Origin of the sequence: Campylobacter concisus (assembly GCF_002914195.1) — a bacterium.
Classification (GTDB): domain Bacteria; phylum Campylobacterota; class Campylobacteria; order Campylobacterales; family Campylobacteraceae; genus Campylobacter_A; species Campylobacter_A concisus_M.
This window is the reverse complement of record NZ_PPAU01000090.1, coordinates 374,696-398,784: the sequence shown is the minus strand read 5'-3', so window position 1 is coordinate 398,784 and position 24,089 is coordinate 374,696. Positions and strand designations below refer to the sequence as shown.

22 protein-coding genes and 2 pseudogenes are annotated in these 24,089 nt (G+C 38.3%); 5 read left to right on the top strand and 19 right to left on the bottom strand.

Features of this window, described 5'->3' with window-relative positions:
* Positions 1-39: 39 nt before the first annotated feature.
* The 11 genes from CYP28_RS04225 to CYP28_RS04175 form a co-directional block, all read right to left on the bottom strand.
* On the bottom strand, positions 40-1,848 hold the full coding sequence (locus CYP28_RS04225) for a menaquinone biosynthesis decarboxylase (RefSeq protein ID WP_103593199.1): 1,809 nt from the start codon (positions 1,846-1,848) through the stop codon (positions 40-42).
* 333 nt (positions 1,849-2,181) lie between these two features.
* On the bottom strand, positions 2,182-2,547 hold the full coding sequence (locus CYP28_RS04220) for an Imm10 family immunity protein (protein WP_103593198.1): 366 nt from the start codon (positions 2,545-2,547) through the stop codon (positions 2,182-2,184).
* A 3-nt stretch (positions 2,548-2,550) separates the two neighbouring features.
* Positions 2,551-3,480, bottom strand: a complete 930-nt coding sequence (gene hemC, locus CYP28_RS04215; protein WP_103593197.1) for a hydroxymethylbilane synthase — start codon at positions 3,478-3,480, stop codon at positions 2,551-2,553.
* A gap of 8 nt (positions 3,481-3,488) precedes the next feature.
* Positions 3,489-3,920, bottom strand: coding sequence for an FxsA family protein (locus CYP28_RS04210; RefSeq protein WP_103593196.1), 432 nt, complete (start codon positions 3,918-3,920; stop codon positions 3,489-3,491).
* Positions 3,917-5,617: a proline--tRNA ligase gene (locus CYP28_RS04205; RefSeq protein WP_103593195.1), complete on the bottom strand. Its 1,701-nt coding sequence runs from the start codon at positions 5,615-5,617 to the stop codon at positions 3,917-3,919. The genes CYP28_RS04210 and CYP28_RS04205 overlap by 4 nt, the downstream gene beginning before the upstream one ends.
* Positions 5,607-6,890, bottom strand: coding sequence for a glutamyl-tRNA reductase (gene hemA / locus CYP28_RS04200; protein WP_072594950.1), 1,284 nt, complete (start codon positions 6,888-6,890; stop codon positions 5,607-5,609). The genes CYP28_RS04205 and hemA overlap by 11 nt, the downstream gene beginning before the upstream one ends.
* Entirely contained in the window at positions 6,890-7,783 is an 894-nt protein-coding gene (locus tag CYP28_RS04195) for a polyprenyl synthetase family protein (RefSeq protein WP_103593194.1), read from the bottom strand. The genes hemA and CYP28_RS04195 overlap by 1 nt, the downstream gene beginning before the upstream one ends.
* Before the next feature lie 10 nt (positions 7,784-7,793).
* Positions 7,794-8,225 (bottom strand): hypothetical protein, encoded by a 432-nt coding sequence (locus tag CYP28_RS04190; RefSeq protein WP_103593193.1) that lies wholly within the window; start codon positions 8,223-8,225, stop codon positions 7,794-7,796.
* Positions 8,218-8,472 (bottom strand): DUF2018 family protein, encoded by a 255-nt coding sequence (locus tag CYP28_RS04185; protein ID WP_103593192.1) that lies wholly within the window; start codon positions 8,470-8,472, stop codon positions 8,218-8,220. The genes CYP28_RS04190 and CYP28_RS04185 overlap by 8 nt, the downstream gene beginning before the upstream one ends.
* A gap of 48 nt (positions 8,473-8,520) precedes the next feature.
* Positions 8,521-9,144 carry an HAD family hydrolase gene (locus tag CYP28_RS04180; protein WP_103593191.1) on the bottom strand — a complete coding sequence of 208 codons (624 nt, stop codon included), beginning with the start codon at positions 9,142-9,144 and terminating at the stop codon, positions 8,521-8,523.
* Positions 9,141-9,473, bottom strand: a complete 333-nt coding sequence (locus CYP28_RS04175; RefSeq protein WP_021088345.1) for a hypothetical protein — start codon at positions 9,471-9,473, stop codon at positions 9,141-9,143. The genes CYP28_RS04180 and CYP28_RS04175 overlap by 4 nt, the downstream gene beginning before the upstream one ends.
* A gap of 106 nt (positions 9,474-9,579) precedes the next feature.
* Here CYP28_RS04175 and CYP28_RS04170 point away from each other — a divergent pair, with 106 nt between their 5' ends.
* Positions 9,580-10,851 (top strand): O-acetylhomoserine aminocarboxypropyltransferase/cysteine synthase family protein, encoded by a 1,272-nt coding sequence (locus CYP28_RS04170; RefSeq protein WP_103593190.1) that lies wholly within the window; start codon positions 9,580-9,582, stop codon positions 10,849-10,851.
* A 251-nt stretch (positions 10,852-11,102) separates the two neighbouring features.
* Here the strand turns inward: CYP28_RS04170 and CYP28_RS04165 are convergent, their stop codons facing one another.
* The 5 genes from CYP28_RS04165 to CYP28_RS04145 all read right to left on the bottom strand — a co-directional run bounded on the left by CYP28_RS04165 (position 11,103) and on the right by CYP28_RS04145 (position 16,457).
* A complete protein-coding gene (locus CYP28_RS04165; RefSeq protein WP_103593189.1) occupies positions 11,103-12,545 on the bottom strand; it encodes a potassium/proton antiporter in 1,443 nt (480 codons plus the stop codon).
* Between the two features lie 25 nt (positions 12,546-12,570).
* Positions 12,571-13,005 carry a pyridoxal-5'-phosphate-dependent protein gene (locus CYP28_RS04160; RefSeq protein WP_103593188.1) on the bottom strand — a complete coding sequence of 145 codons (435 nt, stop codon included), beginning with the start codon at positions 13,003-13,005 and terminating at the stop codon, positions 12,571-12,573.
* 32 nt (positions 13,006-13,037) lie between these two features.
* Positions 13,038-14,279 (bottom strand): ArsS family sensor histidine kinase, encoded by a 1,242-nt coding sequence (locus CYP28_RS04155; RefSeq protein ID WP_072594942.1) that lies wholly within the window; start codon positions 14,277-14,279, stop codon positions 13,038-13,040.
* Complete coding sequence (locus CYP28_RS04150) at positions 14,279-14,956, bottom strand: response regulator transcription factor (protein WP_103593187.1); 678 nt, start codon at positions 14,954-14,956, stop codon at positions 14,279-14,281. Before CYP28_RS04150 ends, CYP28_RS04155 begins: the two co-directional genes overlap by 1 nt.
* A gap of 97 nt (positions 14,957-15,053) precedes the next feature.
* Entirely contained in the window at positions 15,054-16,457 is a 1,404-nt protein-coding gene (locus tag CYP28_RS04145; protein WP_103593186.1) for a Do family serine endopeptidase, read from the bottom strand.
* A 155-nt stretch (positions 16,458-16,612) separates the two neighbouring features.
* On the opposite strand from CYP28_RS04145, the gene CYP28_RS04140 reads away from it, so the two are divergent.
* The 3 genes from CYP28_RS04140 to CYP28_RS04130 are packed head-to-tail and all read left to right on the top strand — an operon-like array spanning position 16,613 to position 19,516.
* The gene (locus tag CYP28_RS04140) at positions 16,613-17,509 is read left to right on the top strand and encodes a DnaJ C-terminal domain-containing protein (RefSeq protein WP_103593185.1); all 897 of its coding nucleotides are present in this window, start codon (positions 16,613-16,615) and stop codon (positions 17,507-17,509) included.
* 3 nt (positions 17,510-17,512) lie between these two features.
* Positions 17,513-17,887 carry a heat shock protein transcriptional repressor HspR gene (locus CYP28_RS04135; RefSeq protein ID WP_087585761.1) on the top strand — a complete coding sequence of 125 codons (375 nt, stop codon included), beginning with the start codon at positions 17,513-17,515 and terminating at the stop codon, positions 17,885-17,887.
* 3 nt (positions 17,888-17,890) lie between these two features.
* On the top strand, positions 17,891-19,516 hold the full coding sequence (locus CYP28_RS04130; RefSeq protein ID WP_021090872.1) for a cation:proton antiporter: 1,626 nt from the start codon (positions 17,891-17,893) through the stop codon (positions 19,514-19,516).
* A gap of 103 nt (positions 19,517-19,619) precedes the next feature.
* On the opposite strand, the gene CYP28_RS04125 is transcribed toward CYP28_RS04130, so the two are convergent.
* The 3 genes and pseudogenes from CYP28_RS04125 to secA all read right to left on the bottom strand — a co-directional run.
* The gene (locus CYP28_RS04125; protein ID WP_103593184.1) at positions 19,620-20,819 is read right to left on the bottom strand and encodes an ABC transporter permease; all 1,200 of its coding nucleotides are present in this window, start codon (positions 20,817-20,819) and stop codon (positions 19,620-19,622) included.
* Between the two features lie 52 nt (positions 20,820-20,871).
* Positions 20,872-20,973 (bottom strand): annotated as a pseudogene (locus CYP28_RS10890) (SEC-C metal-binding domain-containing protein); the annotation flags it as partial.
* A 108-nt stretch (positions 20,974-21,081) separates the two neighbouring features.
* A pseudogene (gene secA / locus CYP28_RS04120) lies at positions 21,082-23,478 on the bottom strand (preprotein translocase subunit SecA); the annotation flags it as partial.
* Positions 23,479-23,575: 97 nt separating this feature from the next.
* Between secA and lolA the strand changes: the two are divergent.
* Positions 23,576-24,088 carry a LolA-like outer membrane lipoprotein chaperone gene (lolA, locus tag CYP28_RS04115; RefSeq protein ID WP_054196481.1) on the top strand — a complete coding sequence of 171 codons (513 nt, stop codon included), beginning with the start codon at positions 23,576-23,578 and terminating at the stop codon, positions 24,086-24,088.
* Position 24,089: the final 1 nt, after the last annotated feature.

Here is a 24,089-nt window from a genome sequence, read left to right as displayed (position 1 = left end):
AAAAAGTAAAATTTATAAATTTACTTGAGCACTTTAAAGCTAACCAAATATTTCAAATTTTTTAAATAATTCTGGGTCATCTTTTACTATACCGCGCTTAACTAGATCAGCAACTACTTCGCGGTCACAATCCGTTTGTAACGGCCAGCCACGCGTATATCCCTCTAGCTCGTCCTTGCTCGTCGCATCTACGCAGAAATTTTCACCATCTATGAAAATATCACGCAAAGCATCGATATTATTTGTCACACGCCAAAGTAGCATATATGGGTTTTCAAGGTGATTTTGCATATCTACAACGATAAGGAGTTTGAAAAATTCTCTAAATGTCAAAAGCTTGTCAAAAAGCTCTTTTACCACACAATCTTTTTCAAATTTCACCACACAAATAGGTGTTTTAGTATCCGATTTAAACTGCTTAAGCTCTTTTACATTTGGCGCTATACTTTGAAACTTAGCCAAAAGCTCGCTGTCGCTTAAAACCATAGGGTTAAATTTACAAAAATCCTGCGTCGCATCTACGCCGAGTTTGCCACCAAAACACGAGTTTGGGCTGGCGTGATCGAGCTGGTCGCACACACCTTGGCTTATTAGCACACTCTGACTACCAAAATAATTTAAAACAAAGCTAGTAAATTCATCATAGTCTTTAAGCTCAGGCGCATCGGCTCCAACAAAAATGGCATGTTTTACAAAGCTCATCTGCCCAACGCCCCAAAATGCGTGCATGGCCTGCTTTGCATGAGCTGGATAGAGCGTATTTATCTTGGCTAAGATTAGGTTGTGAAAAACGCCATTTTCAGGCATATTGTAGTCCAGTAGTTCAGGCACGGTCGTTCGCAAAAGTGGCAAAAAAACCCGCTCAGTCGCCCAGCCCATATATTTATCCTCAAGTGGCGGCTTTCCAACCACAGTCGCGTGAAATACCGGCTCATGCTTGCTAGTTATCGCCGTTACATCCATCACTGGAAAAGGCTCGATAGGCGTATAAAAGCCGGTATGATCGCCAAATGGCCCCTCAAGCTCGCACTTAGTCGTATCCACAAAGCCCTCTATCACGTAGTCTGCATCGTGCGGGACGTAAATTTCATTCGTTAAGGATTTTACAAGTTTGGCTGGCTCTTTGCGGATAAAACCATAAAGCAAAAGTTCAAAAATCCCCTTTGGAAGCGGTGCTTGCCCACACCAGATGTAGAGTGGATCGCCGCCAATGGCTACAGAGACTGGCATCTTTTTGCCTGCACGCTTGTACTCGTGAAAGAAATTTGCGCCGTCTTTGTGGATCTGCCAGTGCATGCCAAGGCGGTTTTTGTCATAAATTTGCAGTCTATACATACCTAAATTTTGCAAAGCGCCGTCCAAGCTTTGCGTATAAACCTGCCCCATTGTAATAAAAGCACCACCATCATGCGGCCATGTCTTTAGTGCAGGTATACTCAAAAGATCGGTCTGCTCGCCTATAAATTTTACCTGCTGACACTCGCCCTCGCCTTTTAATCTCTTAGTAAAAATTTTTCTCATGCTAAAAAGATAGGCTAAAAAATCAAGCTTTTCTTTGAAATTCTCTGGTTTTCTGGGCTTTAAAAGCTTTTCTATCTCGGCTGCGATCTCATCAGGATTTAGCCCAAAGATAAGCTCAAGCGCATGTTTTGAGCCATAGATATTTGTAAGCACTGGGGCAAATTTACGCCCAGTTTTTTTACAAACTGGGTTTTTAAAAAGTAACGCTTGCGAGCCCTCACGCTTGACCTCGATATAGCTTGCATGCGCGATCTCAAGATCAATATCTGTTGGCTCGTCGATAACACGAAGTAGATTATTTTCTTTTAAAAGCTTGATGTAGTCCATATTTCGCCTTTTTGATTTTTGGGTGATTTTAGCCAAAAATAGCTGAAAAAGGCGAAGCAAAGCGGGTATTTATTATTTGCCGCACGCACCGATAGCTATCAGAGTATCGATCGCTGTTTCGGACGCATTCTTTGCGATATTACCTCGCCATTTAAATAGAAGCAAGAACTAAATTTATACTCCATTGTCATAACGTCCGCAAACTAGCACTAAACGCACACCCACGTATAGCCTATATACTTACGTCTTTTTCAAAGCAATTCATCACAAATTTTTTGTTAGGTTAAACACTAGATGGTATCGCAGTTTTGAAAACGGCAGTAATTTTTTTAATTACTTCGATATACTACATTTTAGTAGTTTGCCAAATATCTCTTTGCTATATTTCACAAAGCGCTCATTAAGCTTTACATCCTCGGTATCTACGCAAATGAGGCTATCTTGCACCTCAAAAATAATAGTTTTATCAGTGATCTTCACCCTTTTGCAAGCGTTATAGCAAACGTCGCCGTTGCACTCTGCGTATATGCCGTTTATGTCGGCGTTTTCGTCGTCATCTTTTTTGAGCTTGATCGGTCTTTGAAAGATTATGTAGTTTTTGTAGTCGTATTTGTCGTCTGCAAGACCGATCATATAGTAGTTGTCTTTGCTATTTTTAGTAGCGGTTAGGGCTTTTGCTTTAAATTTTAGCTCAAACACACTCTAAGCCATCTCTTCAGCGCGTTTTAAAAGCTCTTTTGCCCCTTTTTCTATAAATTTATGAGCTAGCTCCTTACCAACGCTTTGAAATTTATCTTTGCTGACCTTTAAGCTATCTTTTATAAACTCGCTTCCATCAGGTAGACCAACGATCGCATCGATAGAAATTTCATCATCTTTTAGCCTTGCGCTTATGCCAATTGGTACCTGGCAGCCGCCTTCTAAAACGCTTACAAAATCACGCTCTATGGTCGTTTCTATAACCGCATTTTCGTCGTTTAAAAAAGAGATCTCATCTAAAATTTTCTTCTCATCTCTAGCCTCAACGCCTAGAGCACCCTGACCCATCGCAGGTATCATCTCGTCAAAACCAAATGTGTAGATATGTGCCACTTCAGCCTTGATATTTAAGCGATTTATGCCAGCCATCGCCAAAATAATCGCGTCGAATTCACCCTCTTTTAGCTTTCTAAGTCTAGTTTGCACATTTCCACGAAGCGAGATAATCTCAAGATCAGGCCTCATGATAAGTAGCTGCATCTTGCGGCGTAGGCTCGTTGTGCCAACTTTCGCGCCATGTGGCAAGTCGCTAAATTTAGCAAATTTCTCGCTTATCATCGCATCTCTTGTATCCTCGCGTGAGCAAATCGCTGCTAGTTTAAGCCCTTTTGGAAAGACTACTGGCACGTCTTTTAGGCTATGCACAGCGATGTCAGTCTCGCCCTTTAGCATGCTATCTTCAAGCTCTTTTGTAAAAAGCCCTTTGCCGCCGATCTTCGCAAGCGGCGTATCAAGGATCACGTCGCCCTTTGTCTTCATGCCAATAAGCTCAACTTTTATATCGTTATGTTTTGATTCTATTCTAGCTTTGATATGCTCGCTTTGCCAAAGAGCTAAGATACTCTTTCTAGTTGCTATTTTTATCTCTTTCATCATCTCTCCTAATTTACTCTTTTTGGCTCTTCTATGACCTCAACGTCGATGATCTCGCCCTCATCTTTTTTGGTACTCTGTTTGCTAAAATTTTGAAATTTAAACTCTTGATAACTCTCATTTTCTGCTACGTTTTTCTTAAATATCAAAGAAAAAATGACTACAGCTACACCAAAAATATCTGTTAAAATTCCTGGCAAAAACAAAAGCATTCCGCCAAAGCTAAGCCCTAACTGACTAAATAAATTTCCGCCAAGAAAGCTTTTAAACGCCACTTGAGGCGAATTTAAGCTAGAAAATCCAGCATTTAAAAGAAGCGCAATGCCTACAAATCCAGAGACTAGCACCTCAAGAAAGTAGTTTAAAAAGCCAAATTTATCAACAAAAAGATAGATAAATATCGCTTCTATCAAAAAAAATAAAAATGCGAAAAATCTCATAAGCTTTCTTTTATCTTTTTAAAGGCTTCATTTGCGTCGATCGTTTCTTTACTTAAACCATCTCTTGTGATAAACTCAACCTTGCCATTTGCAAATTCTTTACCCACAAGTAGCGCATAAGGGAAGCCGATGAGTTCAAAGTCATTCATCTTAACGCCAAATCTCTCGTTTCTATCATCAATAATAACGCTAATGCCAGCTTTTTTAAGGCTCTCATAAAGCTCAAATGCAAATTCCACGCCCGCTTCATCTTTTAAATTTGAGATGATGATCTCCACATCAAACGGCGCGCACTCTTTTTTCCAGATGCAGCCCTTCTCATCGTGGCTAGCCTCTATCATCACAGCGATAAGCCTGCTTATACCAATGCCGTAGCAGCCCATCAAAAATGGCTTTGCCTTGCCGTTTTCGTCAAGATATGTCGCGTTCATCGCAGCTGAATATTTATCGCCCAGCTGAAAGATATGACCGACTTCTATGCCTTTGCTAAGCTTTAAATTTCCGCCGCAAACTGGGCATTTATCGCCCTCTTTTACCTTAACAAGGTCTTTAAATCTCTCTTCGTTAAATCCGCTAACGCTAACGCCAACAAAGTGGTAATCCTTTTCGTTGGCACCACATATCATATTATTTGCGCCTTTTAGCTCGTTGTCTATGTAAAATTTTACATCTTTTAGCCCAACTGGTCCGCAAAATCCAGCCACAAGCCCAGCTTTTATAATCTCTTCTTCGCTAGCATCGACAAGCTCGAGCGCATTACAAGCATTTTGTGCCTTTGTCTCTTGAAGCTCGTCATCGCCCCTTACAAAAAAGACCACAACTTCTTCTTTGTCTTCATAAATAGCTTTTTTCATAACAGCTTTTATGCAGTAAAACTCACTAACTTTAAAAAACTCAGCCACACCTTTTATAGTCTTTGTATCTGGCGTTTTAAATTTAGCCGCGTCAGCCTCTGGAGCTTCAGCATCGGTTGTTCTAGCTTTTCTTCTAGCAGCCTCTATATTTGCAGCGTATTTGCAAGCCTCACAGCAAAGGATATCATCTTCGCCGTTACTTGCAAGCACCATAAATTCTTTACTGCCGCTACCGCCGATAGCTCCACTATCAGCCTCAACAGCTCTAAAATTTAGCCCCAAACGAGTGAAAATTTTACTATAAGTTGCCTCCATAAGGTCAAACTCACGCTTTAGATCCTCTTTGCTAGAGTGAAAACTATAAGCATCTTTCATTGTAAATTCTCGTCCTCTTAGTAATCCAAAGCGTGGTCTTGCCTCGTCACGAAATTTAGTATTTATCTGGTATAAATTTAGCGGTAGCTGCTTGTAGCTAGTCACCTTGCCACGTACCAAAGCAACGGCTGCCTCTTCGTTTGTAGGGCTTATAACAAAGTCATTTTCTTTTCTATCTTTAAAGCGTAAAAGCTCCTTGCCAAAGACGTTATAGCGGCCACTTTGCTTCCAAAGCTCACCTGAAGTAACCACGCTAAAGCTCACCTCTAACGCACCAGCCTCATTCATCTCCTCTCGTGCAATACGAGAAATTTTCTCATGCATGATCTTTCCAAGCGGTAGATAGTTATAAAGACCAGAGCCTATCTGCTCGACAAATCCACCTCTTATTAAAAATTTATGACTTGGCAAAGAGGCGTCTTTTGGTGCTTCTTTGGTCGTTGGTGCATAAAATTTACTAAATCTCATCTATATCTCCCACTTGAAAATTTTGCTCTTCTTTTATATCAAATAAAAATCTAACTCCATTTGAAAGCTCGCTAGACCTCTCCTCGTCCGCAAGACTTTTTAGCTTCATCGTTGGCTGGTGCAAAAATGCTTTAAAAACTTGATGAATGAGCTTTTGTGCCTCCTCATAATCACTATGCTTTAAATATCCTTTTTTTATCGCTTTTTCTAGCTCATTTTTAGCGCAAATTTCAGCTTGTTTGCGGATCGATTTTATGAGTGGAACGCTCATATCTTCTTTTAAAATTTTTAAAAATTCGCTTGTGCCTTGACCTACGATCGAATAAGCCTTTTGTGCTTGCTCCTCTCTTAGGGCTAAATTTTTCCTTACTATCTCCTCTAAACTATCGACCGTATAGACGCTAATAAATTCTGTATTTATAAGATCAATATCCCTTGGTACGGCAATATCAAAAAAGTATCTGTGAAATTCTCTTGGTTCGATTATGGCGTTTGTGATGATAGCGTGCGGAGCTGCGGTGCTTGAAAATATTAGATCATAATTATTTACATACTCTTTTAATTTTAAAATGCTATCCCAGCTAGCGTTGTCCCCTAGACTATCAACTAGCTGCTCAACACGCTCGGAGCTTCTATTTATGATGATTACCTCTGCGCCACTTGAGATTAGGTGTTTTGCTGCTAGTTCGCCCATCTCGCCAGCACCAACGACGATAGCAGTTTTTCCTTCAAGCGTACCAAAAATTTCTTTTGCTTTTGCCACGGCGACGCTTGAAACTGAGATTGGATTTTTAGAAATTTGAGTTTCGTTTCTAACTTTAGCAGCGCACTTACATGCATAATGGATGATTTTACTGATTTGTTCACCGCAAGCTGAGCTATCGTAAGCAAATTTAAAGGCATTTTTTAGCTGGCCAACGATCTGCGTTTCGCCGACGACTAGGCTATCAAGCGAGCTTGCCACGGCAAAGAGGTGGTGCACAGCTCCGCTATCTTCATAAATATCAGCCCTTTCATAAAGCTCATCTTCAAAAACACCTGAAAATACAGACATACACCTAAATGCATGCGTCGTTGCACTTTCTAGATCACTAACGCTTGCAATTATCTCGACGCGGTTGCATGTATTTAAAACCATACATTCGTTTATACTTTTGTTTGATCTTAGTAGTTTTAAAATTTGCTCTTTTTTCTCATCACTATCAAATGCAAGCTTTTCTCTAACCGAAATATCAGTATTTTTATACGTAAAACTTATATCTAAATAGTGCATCAAAATTCCCTATCTATCATGCTTTTTATGATCCCTTCAAGCTCGGCATTTTTATACTCTTTTATCGCTTCTATCGCTTCATTTCCAAGCCTTTTTGCTTCATTTACTGCTTTTTGAAGCGAATTTGTCTTAACAAATTCCTCTTTTAGCCATGAAATTTCGCCCGCGTTTAGCTTCTTTGACCAAAGCGATTTAAGCTTTGTCTTACCAGCTTCGTCTAAGCTCTTATAAAGATAAATGTAAGGAAGTGTCGTTTTGCCTTCGACAAAGTCATTGAGTGCTGGCTTGCCAAGCGTTTTCTCATCTTGAGTTATGTCTAATATGTCATCAACGATCTGAAACGCAAGGCCTAAATTTTTGCCATAAATTCCAAATTTCTCACTATCTTTGCCAGCTAGCTTTGCTCCGCAAATAGCCGTGGCTTCTATCAAAACAGCTGTTTTATAGTAGATCATTTTTAAATATTCTTGCTCGTTTTCATTAAAATTTTCAGCCATTTTCACATCCATCATCTCGCCGATACTTAGCTTGCTGACTGCATCTGAGATGATAGCTGCGATGTTTGGATCAAATTTTGTAAGCTCAAAATAAGCCTTTGAGTAGAGGATGTCGCCTAGCATGACTGAGTTTTTACTGCCAAAAAGTGCGTTTATACTTGGCTTGCCACGCCTTATATTTGCCTCGTCTATGACGTCATCGTGCAGCAAGCTTGCAAGGTGGATAAGCTCGATGATAGCGCAAAGCTTAAGTGAAATTTCACTTTCCCCTGCGATCTTTAAAAGAAGTTTTGAGCGCAGCTTCTTGCCTGAGCTTATCTTTAAAAACATCTCAAACGCCTCTTTATAGCCAAGCTCGCTTATAAATTTACCCATTATTTCATCGATTTTATCCATTTTTATCCTTCTATTTAGCCTCATCTGGATCTCTAAAACCCACATCCACACGCTTGCTCTCATCTAGCAGAGCCACCCTAAAATGCGCCTTTTTATCCTTAAAATCAATAAATGATATATAAAGACTCACGCTCTCATTTGGTGGCATCGTGAAATCAGGCAGAACTCGCTGCATATAGGTGTTCTGTCCTTGCCTTAGCGAAAAAACCATCTGCCTTGGATAGCGCCTAAAAAAGCTTTGCACAGTGATATTTGTGCTATCAAATAGCGTCCAGCGAAAGTCAAACGTTTCAACCCTTTGAGTTCGCTTCTCAGTTATAAAAACTCTCGCCCACTCATCTTTTTTAAGCTCAAATGTATGCACCGAACTTGGATCAAAATTTGGCTCTTTTGCAAAGGCAAGAGCGGTCAGCAAGACCACAAGCGCAAAAATTCTACTCATTTTGACTTAAAATTTCTCCACTAAGCTCGATATATAGGTCATTTACTCCGTTATAAACTTTATCTTGCTCTGAGACTATAAAATTTCTGATCTCATCTTCGCTAACGCCATGCTTTTCACAAAGCTCACTTATAGCCACAAATTTTTCAAAAATTTTATCTATCTCGTTTTTAACCAAAACGGCATTTGCGTTAAACAAAATGTCATAAAATTTATCCCTCGCACTGCCCTCAAATATATCTATCATCGCTGTTTCTTTGAAAATTTCTTAAGATTATAGCCAATTAAAACTAAGTTAAAAATTTAATATTATCTCCCACGTCTCACTAACATTTTTAGCGTTATACGTGGCAGTTTTGCTCTCCTCGCCAAATCCCCAGCAAACTTGCACATAGGGCATATTTGCATTTTTAGCCGCAAGCTCGTCTTTTAAGCTGTCTCCTACAAAGATCGCTTTGCTGGCTCCAGTTTTACTAACAGCTAAGTGAAGCATCGCAGGATCTGGCTTTTGCGGTATCTCTTTGCTAGCGCCGATAACCTCGTCAAATAGCTCATAAATTTCATTTTTCTTTAAAATTTTCTCTAGTGTATCGTGTGGTGCATTGCTTGCCAAAGCAACCTTGTAGTGAGCCTCCCTGCACTTTCGCAAAAGCTCTTTTACACCATCATAGGTAGTCGTACACTCATCGTAAAATTTCTTAAATTTCTCTTCAAAGCCCTCTTTTAAACTCTTGCTTGGAGTGTCGATGCCGTAAAACTCAAGGGCCAAATTTCTACCTGGCTCGTTGATCGCTTTTATGATAAATTCCCTATCAAGTGGCGATAAATTTAGCTCATCTCTCACTTCATTTACCGTTTTATATATCGCCTCGCCGCTATCGATCACCGTGCCGTCCATATCAAAAATAACTACTTTCAATCCTCATCCTTAAATTTATTTTTATGTTTTTCTTTTTTATACGTCTTTTGATTTTTTAGCTTATCAAGTAAATTTGCCGCCTTTAAAAGCTCCTCTTTTGGGGCATTTTTGATAAGCAAATTTATAAAATTTTCTAGCGCCTTTGAGTATGGCTGATCAAGATAAACAGCCTCTATTTTTTCGATGACTTTTGCATTTTTCTCAACTCTTTGGCGAAATTCAGTCTCGTCAAAGTCATCTCTTTTTAGCCCGTTTATTGCTGATTTTGCAAATTTTTCTAGCGCACGAAGATATTTTACACGCTTAAATTTGTCCGTGACTTGGTTCAAATTTTTCCTTTTTTTTGGCAAATTATATCAAAATTTGATTTTATCCCCTAAATTTTGGCTTTGCTAATGTATAATTTACGCCAAAATTACCATAAAAGGAGCAAAAATGAGGCAAGAAACCGCTGCGATCCACGTAGGCTACGACACACATGAAGGCTTTGGCACAATGGCTGTGCCTATTTTTCAAAGCACGGCTTACGACTTTGGAAGCGCCGAGACTGCGGCTGCTAGGTTCGATCTAAAGGATGGCGGCCACATCTACACAAGACTTGGCAATCCAACGACAGATATCTTTGAAAAAAGGGTCGCTGCACTTGAGGGCGGAGCCGCTGCGATAGCGACTGCAAGCGGTCAGTCAGCTTTGTTTTACAGCATCATAAATTTAGCCCAAGCAGGCGATAATATCATCATTGCCAAAAAAATTTATGGCGGCACGACGGTACTTTTTACACACACACTAAAAAGATTTGGCATAGAGGCTAGAGTCTTTGACAGCGACACGGCTGATGATCTGGAGAGTTTGATAGATGATAAAACGAGGGCTATATTTTTTGAAACGCTTTCAAATCCGCAAATTTCTATCCCAAATATCGAAAAAATCGTAGAAATTTCAAATAAATATGGCATCATCAGCATCACTGATAACACCGTACCAACGCCTATCATCTTTCAGCCACTTCGCCACGGTGTCGATGTTTGCGTGCATAGTGCGAGCAAATATATGAGCGGTCAGGGTCTTAGCCTAGCGGGCGTGGTCATAAGTGCAAATCACCTAAACGAAAAGCTAAAAGATAACAAGAGATATGAGCACTTTAACGTGCCAGACGCGAGCTATCACGACATCGTATATGCCGATATGACGGATCGTTTTGATATCTATACGCTAAGAATGAGGCTTGCTATCGTGCGCGATATCGGTGCTGTGATCTCTCCTTTTAACTCTTGGCAGCTCATACAAGGCCTCGAAACGCTTGCTGTTAGGGTTGAGAGACACTCGCAAAACGCGCTAAAAGTGGCTAAATTTCTAAACTCTCACAAACATATAAAAAGCGTGGCTTATCCTGGACTTGCCGACAACGTAGATCACGCAAAGGCGCAAAAATACTTTAAAGACGGTATGGCAAATGGACTATTTTGCTTTGAAACTGATAGCTTTGAGCGCGCAAAAAAGATGCTAGAGCGCGTAAAACTCTTTAAGATCGTGGTAAATATCGGTGATACAAAGTCGCTCATCACACACCCAGCCTCGACAACTCACCAGCAGCTAAGTAGCGAAGAGCTCATCAAAGCTGGCATCACAAAAGAGCTGATAAGAGTTAGCATAGGCCTTGAAAATGCCGAGGATCTGATAGCTGATCTGGCTCAAGCCTTAGAATAAAATTTTTTAACTTTTTTCTAGCTCATCTTGGGCTAGAAATTTAACTTACGTTATAGACAGTATGCAATTATGCTAACACACTGTATGTGTTTATGTCAGAAAAATTTTAAAAATTTACGAGCTAGCATATCACGACTCTAAATTTAGTGGAAAAGCTTGCGAGAGTTAAATTTAGTAGTCTGCTAAGGCGAGCGAGTAAAGTTTTAAAATTTACAAAGAGAAATAAAATGTGGCAATTTTTATCAAAAATTTTAATACGTTAAATACTTAATCGTATCTTGATAAAGCACTTGATTTTCGCATTGTATCAGTAGCAGGTCATTTTCTTCAAAGATTGTTGAGCCAGTTGGCTTTTGATACTCATTTTTTCGTTTTATTAAGATTATTAAAAATTCGCTTGGAAGCTCAAGCTGAGCCAAATCTTTGCCAATTAGTTTTGAACCATAGTGAATGGTATGCTGACGAAGTGTGTAGCTTAAGATCGGCGAGTTTTCTACCGGCTTAACATCCTCTTGCTCGCTCTCTTTGACCTTAAATTTATCAGCCGCAAAGCCAAGTGACATACCCTGTATCAAAATCGAAATCAAAACCATAAAAAATATAATGTTAAAAATCATATCCGCATCACGTACGCCATCGACGTAAACATAAGTAGCTAGCACAACTGGCACAACACCTCTTAGCCCAACCCAAGAGATAAAAATTTGCTCATTTATATTAAATTTTGAAAATACAAGCGATGCAAAAACACCAAGTGGCCTTGCAAAAAACATAAGCCACAAGGCCAAAACAAGTGCCATTAGTGCTGTTGCCGGAAGCTGGGAAGGATTTACTAAAAGACCAAGCGTCAAAAAGACAACTATCTGCATCGTCCAAGCGATACCATCGTAAAAACCGACTAAATTTTTCTTATGAGAAAACTCTTTTTTGTTTATGAAAATTCCAGCTATGTAAACAGCCAAATAGCCATTGCCACCAACCTTAAAGCAAAGTGTGTATAAAAGCAATATCCAAGCGATAGAAAAAACTGGATAAAGACCCCAGCTTTTTAGGCGAAGTCTATTAAAGATAGCTGGCAAAGCAACGCCAAATAGATAGCCCATAGCAATACCTATACCAAACTGCTTAACCAGTGTAATCGCCCACTCTGACGCACTTGGAGCGCTATTTAGTGAGATCATTTGAATGATCGTCATAGTTAAAAATATCGCCATTGGATCGTTTGAGCCAGATTCAAGTTCAAGCAATGGCGCAATGCTATTTTTAAGTGAAATTTTCTTGGCTCTTAGTATGGCAAAAACAGCTGCTGCGTCTGTCGAAGAGATAATGGAGCCTAGTAAAAAGGCCTCCGCCCAAGTAAAATCAAGCAGATATTTTGCAACTGGAGCGATAGCTAGCGCGGTTAAGAAAACACCAAGTGTAGCAAGCGCTAAACCTCTACCAAAAATCGGTTTAATCGCTGCAAAATCAGTATCTAGCCCGCCAGCGTAAAGTATAAAAATAAGTGCTAGCATGCCGACATTTTGAGCAATCATTTGATCATCAAAATTTACGCCAAGCAGCCCATCTGAGCCAGCTAGCATACCAACACCTAAAAATATTATTAAAGATGGAATTCCAAATTTATCAGAGATCTTACTTAAAAGAATGCTAGTTATAAGCAAAACTGCAAAAAATAGTAGTAAATTCTCCAAATAAACTCCACAAAATTATATTAAATCATATACTTTCAAAAGCTTCAAATTTTTCTTGATTTGAAAGCATTTCAAGCAATATACCATAATTATCTTTTATCTCATCTTGAAGCTTAGTAGTAAGCTCTTTAGCGTTTCTTCCGTCTTTTGGATAGCTTACAATCAAATCAATTGGCTCAGCGTTTAAAAACTCTTGAATACCTGATAATAGTTCGCTAGCTCCTCTTTCATTTGTTCCATGAAGTACAACCACATAATGTTCATTCTCTCTTACAACAACATCGGTTTGTCTTAAAAATTTTTCAAAGAGTTCACTATACTCTTTAGTACTTGGCAAAGAAAAATATATCAAAGATAAATTTTTTGCATAATCTTTTACATTTTTATAACGATTTATAAAAGCTATTTCAAGATCTATTATTGATAAGATATCAACTGGTGAGAAAATTTTTGCTGCCATTTTTAGCCTTTTTTTTGTTTATTATGTTTTATTTAAGTCACTATTATATCTTGTAAATTTTCAAAAACAAAGACATTCATTCCGTTTTTATATTCATATCTAAATTTGAGTCCATGAGCATCAAGTATATTGCTAACTATATATAAACCTAGTCCAAAACTCTTTTGCGTATCCTCTCCTTTGATAAATGGCTGGATATAAAAATCAAGATCATTTTTTAGCTTCTCGCCTTGAGTTATAAATTTCATATGATCCTTGCTAACAACGATATTTACGTGCTTATCAGTTGAATATTTTATGCCATTGTCTATCATATTTTTTATAGCAACTGAAAATAGCTTGAAATCAACAAGCACCCTAACCTCATCAAGCTCACTGACACCAACACACTCTTTTTCGACCATCGCTATATCGATTGCCTCATCGATGAGATCCCTCATAAAACATGGCGTTTTATTGCTAAGTCCTATTTTTGATGTTATCTGCTCTATCGCCGCAAGCTCGTTTATTAAATTTTCAAGCTTGTGAAAGACAGAGATTAGCCTTTCTTGATTTTTGCTTTTTTCTATCATTTGAGCAGCTATTAGGCCTTTTGTGATAGGAGTTTTTAGCTCGTGCATGATATTTCTTAAGAAAAGGTGCCTTGAGTCATTAAGCGCCTTGATCTGACAAACCGCCTCATAAAATGCTTCAGAAACTTCAGAAATTTCATCCTTGCCGTTACCAACATTTTGCACGCCATCAAGCTCACCATTTGCAAATTTTACGATCTGACGCTTTAGCTTTCTAAGCGGCTTTATCTTATATATGACAAAAATATAAGCACCTAGCAAAATGACCGCAACCACCAGAAAAACAGCCTTTATCACCTCGTATCTGTAGGGCTGAAATTCTTTATCCATTAAAAGTTTTAGCTCGTCTAAATGCTCAATCCTTAAGTAATGATGCTTATCATAAAGCAAGATCGCACTTGAACCTAGATCGCTTGAAATTTCTTCTAAAACGGTCGCTTGTTTTAAAATTTCATCTTTTCTCTTCTCGTCTTTGATCTCTGGCATATCGATATTTGAAAGCTGGCGGTCGTACTGAGCTTTATTTATGATGCCACCCATGTAAAACAAATTTGTCCTAGCGACGTTTGAGTATTTATTATTTAACTCTCTTGTATAGTTTTGCTTATCAAAGCCCATAAGCCACAAAAAAGCTAGAAATATCGAAACAAGCGCAAGAGCAAAGATAAAAGTTATGGTTATAAAAATAGACGATCTTGGCATCAAAGAACCAATTTATAGCCGATACCACGGATAGCGTGGATGTATTTTGGCTCTTTTGGATTTTCATTTAATTTTTGGCGAATCCTGCCGATGATGACGTCAATACTTTTGTTTGAGCTATCTTCATTTATGCTCTCGCAGTTATAGACGAGTTCCTCTCTAGTAACCGCTCCGCCCTCTTTTAAAAGTAGATATTTTAAGATATCGTATTCTGCAGCAGTTAAATTTAAGATGCTACCTTTAAATAAAATTTCATGTTCAAATTCTTTTAAAACCAGGTCTTTATTTAAATTTCTCGCCTCACTTGCTGGGGTGATACTCTGCCTTCTTAGATGACTTTTGATACGAGCCAAAAGCTCTTGTGGGTCATATGGCTTTGGCAAATAATCATCTGCTCCGTTATCAAGAGCATTTACCTTATCCGTTATATCATGTCTTGCACTTGATATGATAATAGGAATATTGTGATTTTTCCTAATCTCTTTACAAACTTCTAATCCATCCATACCAGGCAATGTAAGATCTAGTATCACTAGGTCAAATTTACTTGTATTTAGCGTAGAAAGTCCGATATATGGCTCTTCGGCAGTCACTACTTCAATATCGTAGTTTTCTAGATATTCAGTTAAAATTTCAGCAAGCTCCATATCATCTTCTATCATTAAAATTCTAGTCATGATCTTTCCTGTTGTAAATTTATTTTTAAGGATTATAGCAGATTAAGATTTTAAAAATTTAAAAGGGTTAAGAGCTGAAATTTCAGCTCTTAGATGATTATTTTATAACAAGGCCTTGTATGATACCGCCGCGATTTATCCACACTAGCGTCTTTTTACCTTTTGTATTTTTGACAGTATTTGCAAATGTTTGAAGATCTTTTATACTCTCTTCGCCAACTTGAACGATCACATCACCTCTTTCAAAGCCAAAGTCTTCAGCTTTTGAGCCAGATTTCACATCAGTTACTAGCACGCCTTGAGTATCTGGGCTGATTTTGTATTTATATCTTATCTCATCGCTTAGATTACTAACGCTAAGTCCTTCGATTATAATGCTTTTTGCTATGTCTTTTGAATTGTGATCAGCGTTTGCAAGCTTAATTTTTGCATTCATTATTTTATTTGATCGCTCGTAAGTTATATCAACGCTGCTATTTGGAGTTAGTGAGCCGATGAAATTTTTAAGATCATTTGCATTTTTGATAACTTTATCATTAGCTGATATGACCAAATCACCTCTTTTTAGTCCAGCTTCATCTGCTGGCATGCCTTGCTCTACGCCGCTTATTAAAGCACCTTCTTTATTTGTGTAAAGCTCTTTTTGCTCATCAGTTAAATTTGCAATCGTAACGCCGATAAAGCCACGCTCGATCTTACCGTCAGTTATCAGCTTTTTAGCGATATCTTTTACCATATTTGATGGGATCGCAAAGCCAATGCCGTTATTACCACCACTTTTTGAAAGTATGGCTGAGTTTATTCCGACTAAATATCCCCTGCTATCAACTAAAGCGCCGCCTGAGTTGCCAGGATTTATCGAGGCGTCTGTTTGGATAAAATTTTCATATTGATTAAGTCCGATATTATCTTTATTTAGCCCTGAAATGATACCTTGAGTGATACTTTCACCAACGCCAAATGGATTTCCTATAGCAAATACAACGTCTGCATCAAGCAGCTTTGATGAGTCTGCAAAAGTGACCGCATTTAGTCCGTTTGCTTCTATCTTTACGACGGCTAGATCGGTTTTTGGATCGCTGCCTATTAATTTGGCTTTAAATTCTTTGCCACCATTTGCAAGAGTTACTACTATTTGATCGCTATCTTCTATAACGTGATTGTTTGTAACGATATATCCATCATTTGAGATGATAACACCAGAGCCAAGCGAAGTAGTTTTTTCTTTTTCTTTTGGTTTTGCAAAGTTAAATCCAAAAAATTCATTGAAGAAAGGGTCATTAAACATCTGCTCAATGCCAGCGTTATTTACTGTTTTTGTAGTCGAGATATTTACAACTGAAAGCTTTGCCTGAGCGATCGAGTCATAATAAGAAAGTACGCTATTTTTATCGCTAAGTGGCGAGACTCTCGTGATATTAGAGTTAGCTTCATTAAATTTAATATCAGCCCCCACTAAAAAAGAAGCTGCCACTAATGAAATTAGCACAATCTTTTTCATTTTTTTCCTTTAAACTAAAAATTTTTGCAAATTATAAATATAGTGAAAAAATAAAATCTTAACACTTTTTCTTGTTATTAAACAAAAATAAACTTGACTTGCATAGACTAAAGCTTTGTGATATAATCCGTATCAAAAAAATATAAGGAGAATATATGAGTGAAAGCTTGTATGAGACTTTAGGGGTTTCAAAGGGTGCCTCAAGCGACGAGATAAAAAAAGCTTATAGAAAACTTGCTAGAAAATACCACCCAGATATCAATAAAGACCCTGGAGCAGAAGATAAATTTAAAGAGATAAATGCTGCTTATGAAATTTTAAGCGACGATAAAAAACGAGCTCAATACGACCAGTACGGCGATACTATGTTTGGCGGTCAAAATTTCCACGACTTTGCTAATAGTTCAGCCGATATGGGCGATCTAAATGAAATTTTAAAGAATATCTTCTCAGGTGGCTTTGGTGGCGGTGGAGCTAAATTTAGCAGTGGATTTGGTAGTAATTTTGGAGGATTTGACGGATTTAGTAGTGGTGGATTTGGCTTTGGCGGAGCTGATCTAGACGTAAATGCAAAAATTTCTATACCATTTAACGTAGCTGTAACTGGCGGTGAACATAAGATAAATTTTAATGGCGAAAGTATTAAGATAAAAATTCCAAGTGGCATAGAAGGCGGCGAGAAACTTCGTGTAAAAGGCAAAGGTAAAAGCGCTGGTGGTCAAAAAGGCGATCTTATACTTGCTATTAGCGTTGAGCCAAGCGACGAATATGAAAGAGTCGGAGACGATCTTTATAAAGATATAGAAATTCCACTAAAAACTATGCTTTTTGGCGGAAAAGTCGATGTACATACTTACAAAAAAGATGTCACTATTAAAATCACTGAGAACTCAAAAACAGGCACAAAGATCCGCTTAAAAGGATATGGTGTGCAAAATAGAAAGAGCGGAATTTATGGGGATCTTTACTTAAAAGCCAGGGTAAAACTTCCAAATATTAGTGAGCTTGATGAAGGCTTAGTAAAAGAGTTAAAAGAAAAATTACCGGAGTAAAAAATGCAAAATTATGAAGAACCACTTTTTTTAATAAGCGTTGTTGCAAAGGTTTTAAGCATACATCCACAAACTTTAAGACAGTATGAAAGAGAGGGACTTATCGAGCCATCAAGAACAGATGGCAAGATGAGGCTCTACTCACAAAAAGACGTTGATCGCGTAAAAACTATACTAAATTTAACCCGTGAACTAGGTGTAAATTTAGCTGGCGTTGATGTGATACTTCAATTGAAAGAAAAAATTGACGATTTAGAATCAACTATTGATGAGCTAAATAAAAAATTGCACGAAGTTACCAGCCAAACTAGCACAAAAAGATCGCTCGTAAAGAGAAAAAATAGCTTTGATCTTGTATTTTACGAAGGTAAAAAATAATTTATGGAACAAATTTTAGAAGGTTTCTTGCTTGTTGCAGCGATCTCAGTCGCATTAAATGTCATTTTTAAAAAATTTCAGATACCAACCATCATCGGCTACATCGTAACAGGTACGCTTATATCAGAATTTTTTAACCTAAAAAGCAATGATGAAATTTCTCATATCGCGGAATTTGGTATCGCATTTTTGATGTTTACCATTGGGCTTGAGTTTAGTTTTAAGCACCTAATGGGCATGAAAAAAGAGGTCTTTTTAAACGGCGGCTTACAGGTTTGTTTAAGTGGCTTTATAATGGGTGTGATGCTTTATTACGCCCTTCACTTAAAAGACGAAACGGCACTTATTGCAGGTCTTGCGCTTGCACTCTCATCAACTGCGATCGTGCTAAAGACGCTAAACGATAGTGGCGATGTGAGTAAAATTTACGGCAGAAAAGCACTTGGAATTTTACTATTTCAAGATATTGCAGTCATTCCTATTTTGCTTATGATAGATATGTTTAGCTCGCAAGATGCCTCGATAAATGAGCTTTTACTAAAGACATTTACAAGTGCGATTATTCTTATTGTTGTGCTATTTTTACTTGGCAAATATGTCATCAACTGGATATTTTATAAAGTCATTCAAACAAATTCGCAAGAGGTTTTTATAGCTACGATTTTATTTATGGTCGTTGGCTCTAGTACTTTGGCTCACTTCTTTGGCTTCTCATACTCTTTGGGTGCATTTTTGGCCGGTATGATGATGGCAGAGACACAATATAAACACCAAATCGAAGTTGATCTCATACCTTTTAGAGATTTGCTGTTAGGGCTATTTTTCATAACCGTTGGTATGCAGATAAATTTTGCTGTCGTTATCTCAAACATCTGGCTTGTTCTTGGCCTAGTATTTAGTGTCATGGTGATAAAAGCAGTTGTCGTTTTTGCTATCTTAAACATCTACTTAAAGCGAAGAGTTGCTGCAAAAACTGCACTTAGTGTTTGTCAAATAGGCGAATTTGCACTAGCTGTTTTTGGACTAATGACTACTAGAAATTTGCTTGATATACAAACTGCTCAAATTTTTATCGCAGCCTCAGTTGTATCGATGTTTGCTACGCCTTTTATACTTAAAAAACTAGACGCAATAGCAGACCTCATAGAACGTGAGATCGTTGTTGAACCAAATGAAACACTAAAGCCGCAAAAAATAAAAAATCACATCGTAGTCTTTGGTTATGAAAGGCTTGGACAAGAAGTCGTTTTGAGACTAAAAGAGACAAAGCTTTTATATCTTGTGCTTGATAATGATATTAGTCTAGTTGAGCTTGGCAGGAGCCGTGGGGAAAATGTATTTTTAGGTAACGTTCTTCAAAGCCACACACTTGAAAATGCCTGCCTAAGCGATGCAGCTGCTGTTATTATAACTGTTAATAATGAGCAAAGAGTGGAGCTCATCGCGCAAAAGATAAAAGACTACGGCGTAAATACCCAAACTATAATAAAAATAAATGGCGAGGGTAATAAAGATATCTTTGGTGAGCTAGGTAAAAATTTTCACCTAATAAATGAAGAGCGTGTCATGGCAAAAACACTCGTACACGAGGCTCTTCAATGCAAAATCGATCATGATATAAGAGCGTAAAAGTATAAATTTATCCTATAATTTTTACTAGTTTATGCCAGTTTTAAAATAATCTTTTAAAAATAACTTTTACAAGCAATGAGCAAGCCTAAATCTCTAGGCTCTACTCATTTCTTAAAGTTTGAAGCACATTTACTTCTGTGGCTTTTTTAGCTGGATAATAAGACGATATAGCAACGATAAAAATGGCCCCAATGATTATAAGCATAAAGTCAATCAAAGAAAGTTCTAATGGCAGTTTACTTGAGCCATAAACGTCAGCTGGCAAGTCTATAATGTTGAAATTTCCAAGTAAAAATAGCCCTAAAAAGCCAAGTATCAAGCCAAATATAATGCCACCTCCGCCGATAACTAGCCCTTGATAAAAGAAGCTTCTTTTTATCTCGCCTTTACTAGCTCCAAGCGCTAGAAGCAAGGCGATCTCCTGCCTGCGGTTCATCACAGTCATTAGTAGCGAGCTTATGATATTTAGCGACGCCACAAGGATGATTAGCATCAAAACGATAAAAAGTGCTCGTTTTTCAAGTGCGAGCGCTGAGAAAAAGTTGCCATTTTGCTCCCACCAGCCAATAGCAACCGTGCCAGCCGGAAGTCCCTCACGCACTCTTTTTATATCATCAAATGGCTTACTTGAAAAGATATGAATTCCATCATAAACGCCTTTTGGATAGTCCAAAATTTTCCTCAAAGCATCAACCGAAGTATATGAAAATGCCTTGTCATAGGCGATTAGCCCAGATGTAAATGAGCCACCGATGTCAAAGCGCTTCATCTTTGGCGTTAGCGAAAAGCCAGCTGGATCGGCCTTTGTAAAGATAAGCGTTAGTTTCTCATCGCTTCTTAGTCTAAACTCACTCGTTATGCCACTTCCCACAAGTATCTCAAAGCCCTCTAGCTCTTTATCTTTTAAAGCTTCATTTACAACCGAGTTTATCTGCTTTTCATCTTTAAAATTTACGCCATAAACCAGTCCGCCCTCAAGTGCATTTGCCGAGCGGTAAATGACCTGTGTGCTTATAAATGGACTAAATTTTAGGTCGCTAAATCTAGCCTTTAGCTCATCTACAAAGCCATCATCAATAGAGCCCTTAAAGGCGCTTTGAACGGTTATTGGATAGTTCATCGTAAAAAGTTTGCGCTCAAATTCTTTATCAAATCCATTCATAATCGCCATCGCAACGATTAAGACCATAAGTCCGATGCTAACACCAAGAAAGGCAAGCAAGGCACTTAGAGTGATAAATGGCTGAGTTTTATCAAATCTTAAATATTTAAAAAGTAGGTACTTTGGTAAGCTTGTCATCAAATAGCCTTTAAAAGATTAAGGCGCTTTACACGCCTTAAAAGTAGAAATTTTAAGCAAATATGCCTTTTTTAGGGCCACTTTTGCCGTGGCAATCTTTATATTTTTTACCGCTTCCACAAGGGCATGGAGCGTTTCTTGGTATCTTTTTTTCTGGTGTGAAATTTTCATCTCCGCCTTGGTTGTTGTAGCTTAAATTTTCATTTTCAGCATTTTGACTAGCTTCAAGCATCATTTTAGCTTGTTCCTCTTGCTCCTCACGGCTCTTAAATCTTACAACCTGAAGCGTCTTAACACTCTCACTTTTTAGCCTGCTAACTAGCTCCATAAAGAGGTTATAGCTCTCTTTTTTGTATTCAACAAGCGGATCTTTTTGATTATACCCTCTAAGTCCGATACCAGTTTTTAGGATATCCATTTGATAAAGGTGCTCTCTCCACGCATTATCAAGCACTTGAAGGTATAAAATTTTCTCTATCTCTTTTCTTTGATCTTCATTTAGAACGCTCATTTTTTCGTTATATCTTACTTCAAAAATTTGCGCAAGCTTATCTATTAGCTCATCATACTCTAGGCCTTTTAGCTCGCTCTCGTCTATCTCTTCGCCACAATCTGCAAGGATGATAGAGCATAAATTTTTAATATCAAAGTCATCTTTCAAGCCGCCATGGAAAATTTCAGCCGTATCAAGTAAATTTGCAGCGTACTCTTTTCTATTTTGAGCTATCTTTTCGCTCATATCGTAGTTTTTATCAAGTAGCTCGTCGCGGTATTTGTAGATGGTTTTTCTTTGCTCATTTGCCACATCGTCATACTCAAGTAAGTGCTTTCTAGCCTCAAAGTGCAAGCTCTCGACTTTCTTTTGAGCATTTTCAACAGCTCTTGTCACCATGCGGCTCTCGATACTCTCGCCCTCGTCGATACCGAGCCTATCCATGATCGCCTTTATGCGGTCGCTGCCAAAAATTCTTAAAAGATTGTCCTCTAAGCTTAGGTAAAATCTACTCATACCAGGGTCACCCTGACGTCCAGCACGACCACGAAGCTGATTATCTATCCTTCTACTCTCATGCCTTTCAGTGCCGATGATATATAGACCGCCTAAATTTCTAACCTCATCATCGATCCTGATATCAACACCACGTCCAGCCATGTTTGTAGCGATAGTCACAGCACCTTTTACACCAGCTTGAGCGATGATCTCGGCCTCTTTTTCGTGATTTTTAGCATTTAGCACAGAGTGTGGGATACCAGCTTTTTTAAGCATCTCGTGAAGCACCTCGCTGCGCTCGATACTTGCAGTTCCCACAAGCACTGGCTGACCTTTTTCATGAGCTTTTTTAACCTCATCAATAACTGCTTTAAATTTCTCATTTTGAGTTTTATAGATAAGATCGTTTTGATCAATTCTTTTAACTGGTAAATTTGTAGGGATCGAGATAACTTCAAGGTTATAAATTTGAGAAAACTCAGTGGCCTCAGTTTGAGCCGTACCAGTCATACCCGCAAGCTTTTTATACATCCTAAAGTAGTTTTGGTATGTTGTATCAGCTAGCGTTTGGCTCTCTTCTTGGATTTTTACACCCTCTTTTGCTTCAAGTGCTTGGTGAAGTCCCTCACTAAAGCGCCTGCCTTCGCTTAGACGTCCAGTAAATTCATCAACAATAACTACCTCGCCATCTTTTACGACATAATGAACGTCTTTTTCAAAGAGATTGTGAGCTTTTAGGGCTTGGTCTAGATGGTGGCTTAGTATGGCATTTTCAAGGTTATATAAATTTTCAACTCCAAAGAGCTTTTCAGCCTTGCTTATACCAGCTTCTGTGATCATTATCGTTCTATTTTTTTCATCTACTATAAAATCCCCCGTTGGCTTTGAGCCTGGCACGTTTGGATCAGCTGGAGTACCTCTAGTAAGCTGTTTTGCGACCTGATCGGCTCTTATGTAGCCATCAAGTGTGCGATTTGTTGGACCTGATATTATAAGCGGTGTTCTAGCCTCATCTATCAAGATACTATCGACTTCGTCTACGATAACGAAGTTATGGCCTCTTTGCACCTTTTGACCAGCTTCAAATTTCATATTGTCGCGTAAATAGTCAAAGCCAAATTCTGAATTTGTGCCGTATGTTACGTCGGCGTTATAAGCAGCTTGTCTTACGTTATCATCGTATCCGCCGCTTAGTATCACATCGACACTTAAGCCTAAAAAGTTATAAAGCTCGCCCATTTGCGTCGCGTCACGCTTTGCAAGGTAGTCATTTACGGTTACTACGTGCACGCCCTTGCCACTCATCGCATTTAAGATAACTGGCAAAGTTGCTACCAAGGTCTTACCCTCGCCTGTTTTCATCTCAGCGATCCTGCCCTCGTTTAGCACCATGCCGCCTATTAGCTGTACGTCAAAATGGCGCATCTTAAGCACCCTTTTGCTAGCCTCTCTAACGATCGCAAAAACATCATTTAAAATTTCATCTAAAGTGACTTTTTCTTCGACGACTTGGGATTTAAGCTCGTTAAATTTTATCTTAAGCTCATCGTCGCTCATCTTCTCATAAATAGGCTCTAGCGCATTTATCTGCGCCACACGTTTTATATATTTTTTGACTTCTCTATCGTTTTTGGTGCCAAAAATCTTTCTAAATACCGATGAAATCATTACTTTACCTTCCTAAATTTTTAAACTTTGGATCTTAGCATAGTTTAACTATTTATTTAATTAAACTGGGCTAGAATACGCCAAAAAAGGATAAAAAATGAGAAAATTTCTAGTTGCATCTCTCGTTGCAGTTTGCTCATTTGGTGCTGGCTTAAATTTCAAAAGCCTTCAAAGTGACTTTACGCAAACTGTATTTAGCGAAGGCAAAAGCATAAATTACAAGGGTAGATTTTACGCAAAAAACGACAATACTGCGCTTTGGATATATGAAAGTCCAACGCCAAAGAGAATTTATTTTAACAAAGAGCGTGTGATCGTGATTGAAGACGAGCTTGAGCAAGCTATTATTTCAAAGCTTGACGATACACCAAATTTGACGCAAATCTTGGCTCATGCGGAGCAAATTCAACCAACACTTTATAAGGCGATATATGATGGAGTTGAGTACTTTATAACTATTAAAAACACGCTTCCAACAACGATTGATTATAAAGACAAGCTTTCAAATAAGATAAAAATAACTCTAAGCAACCCAGTAAAAGACGCACTCATACCACAAGAGACGCTAACTCCTGTCATTCCTCAAGGTTACGACATTGTAAATCAATAAA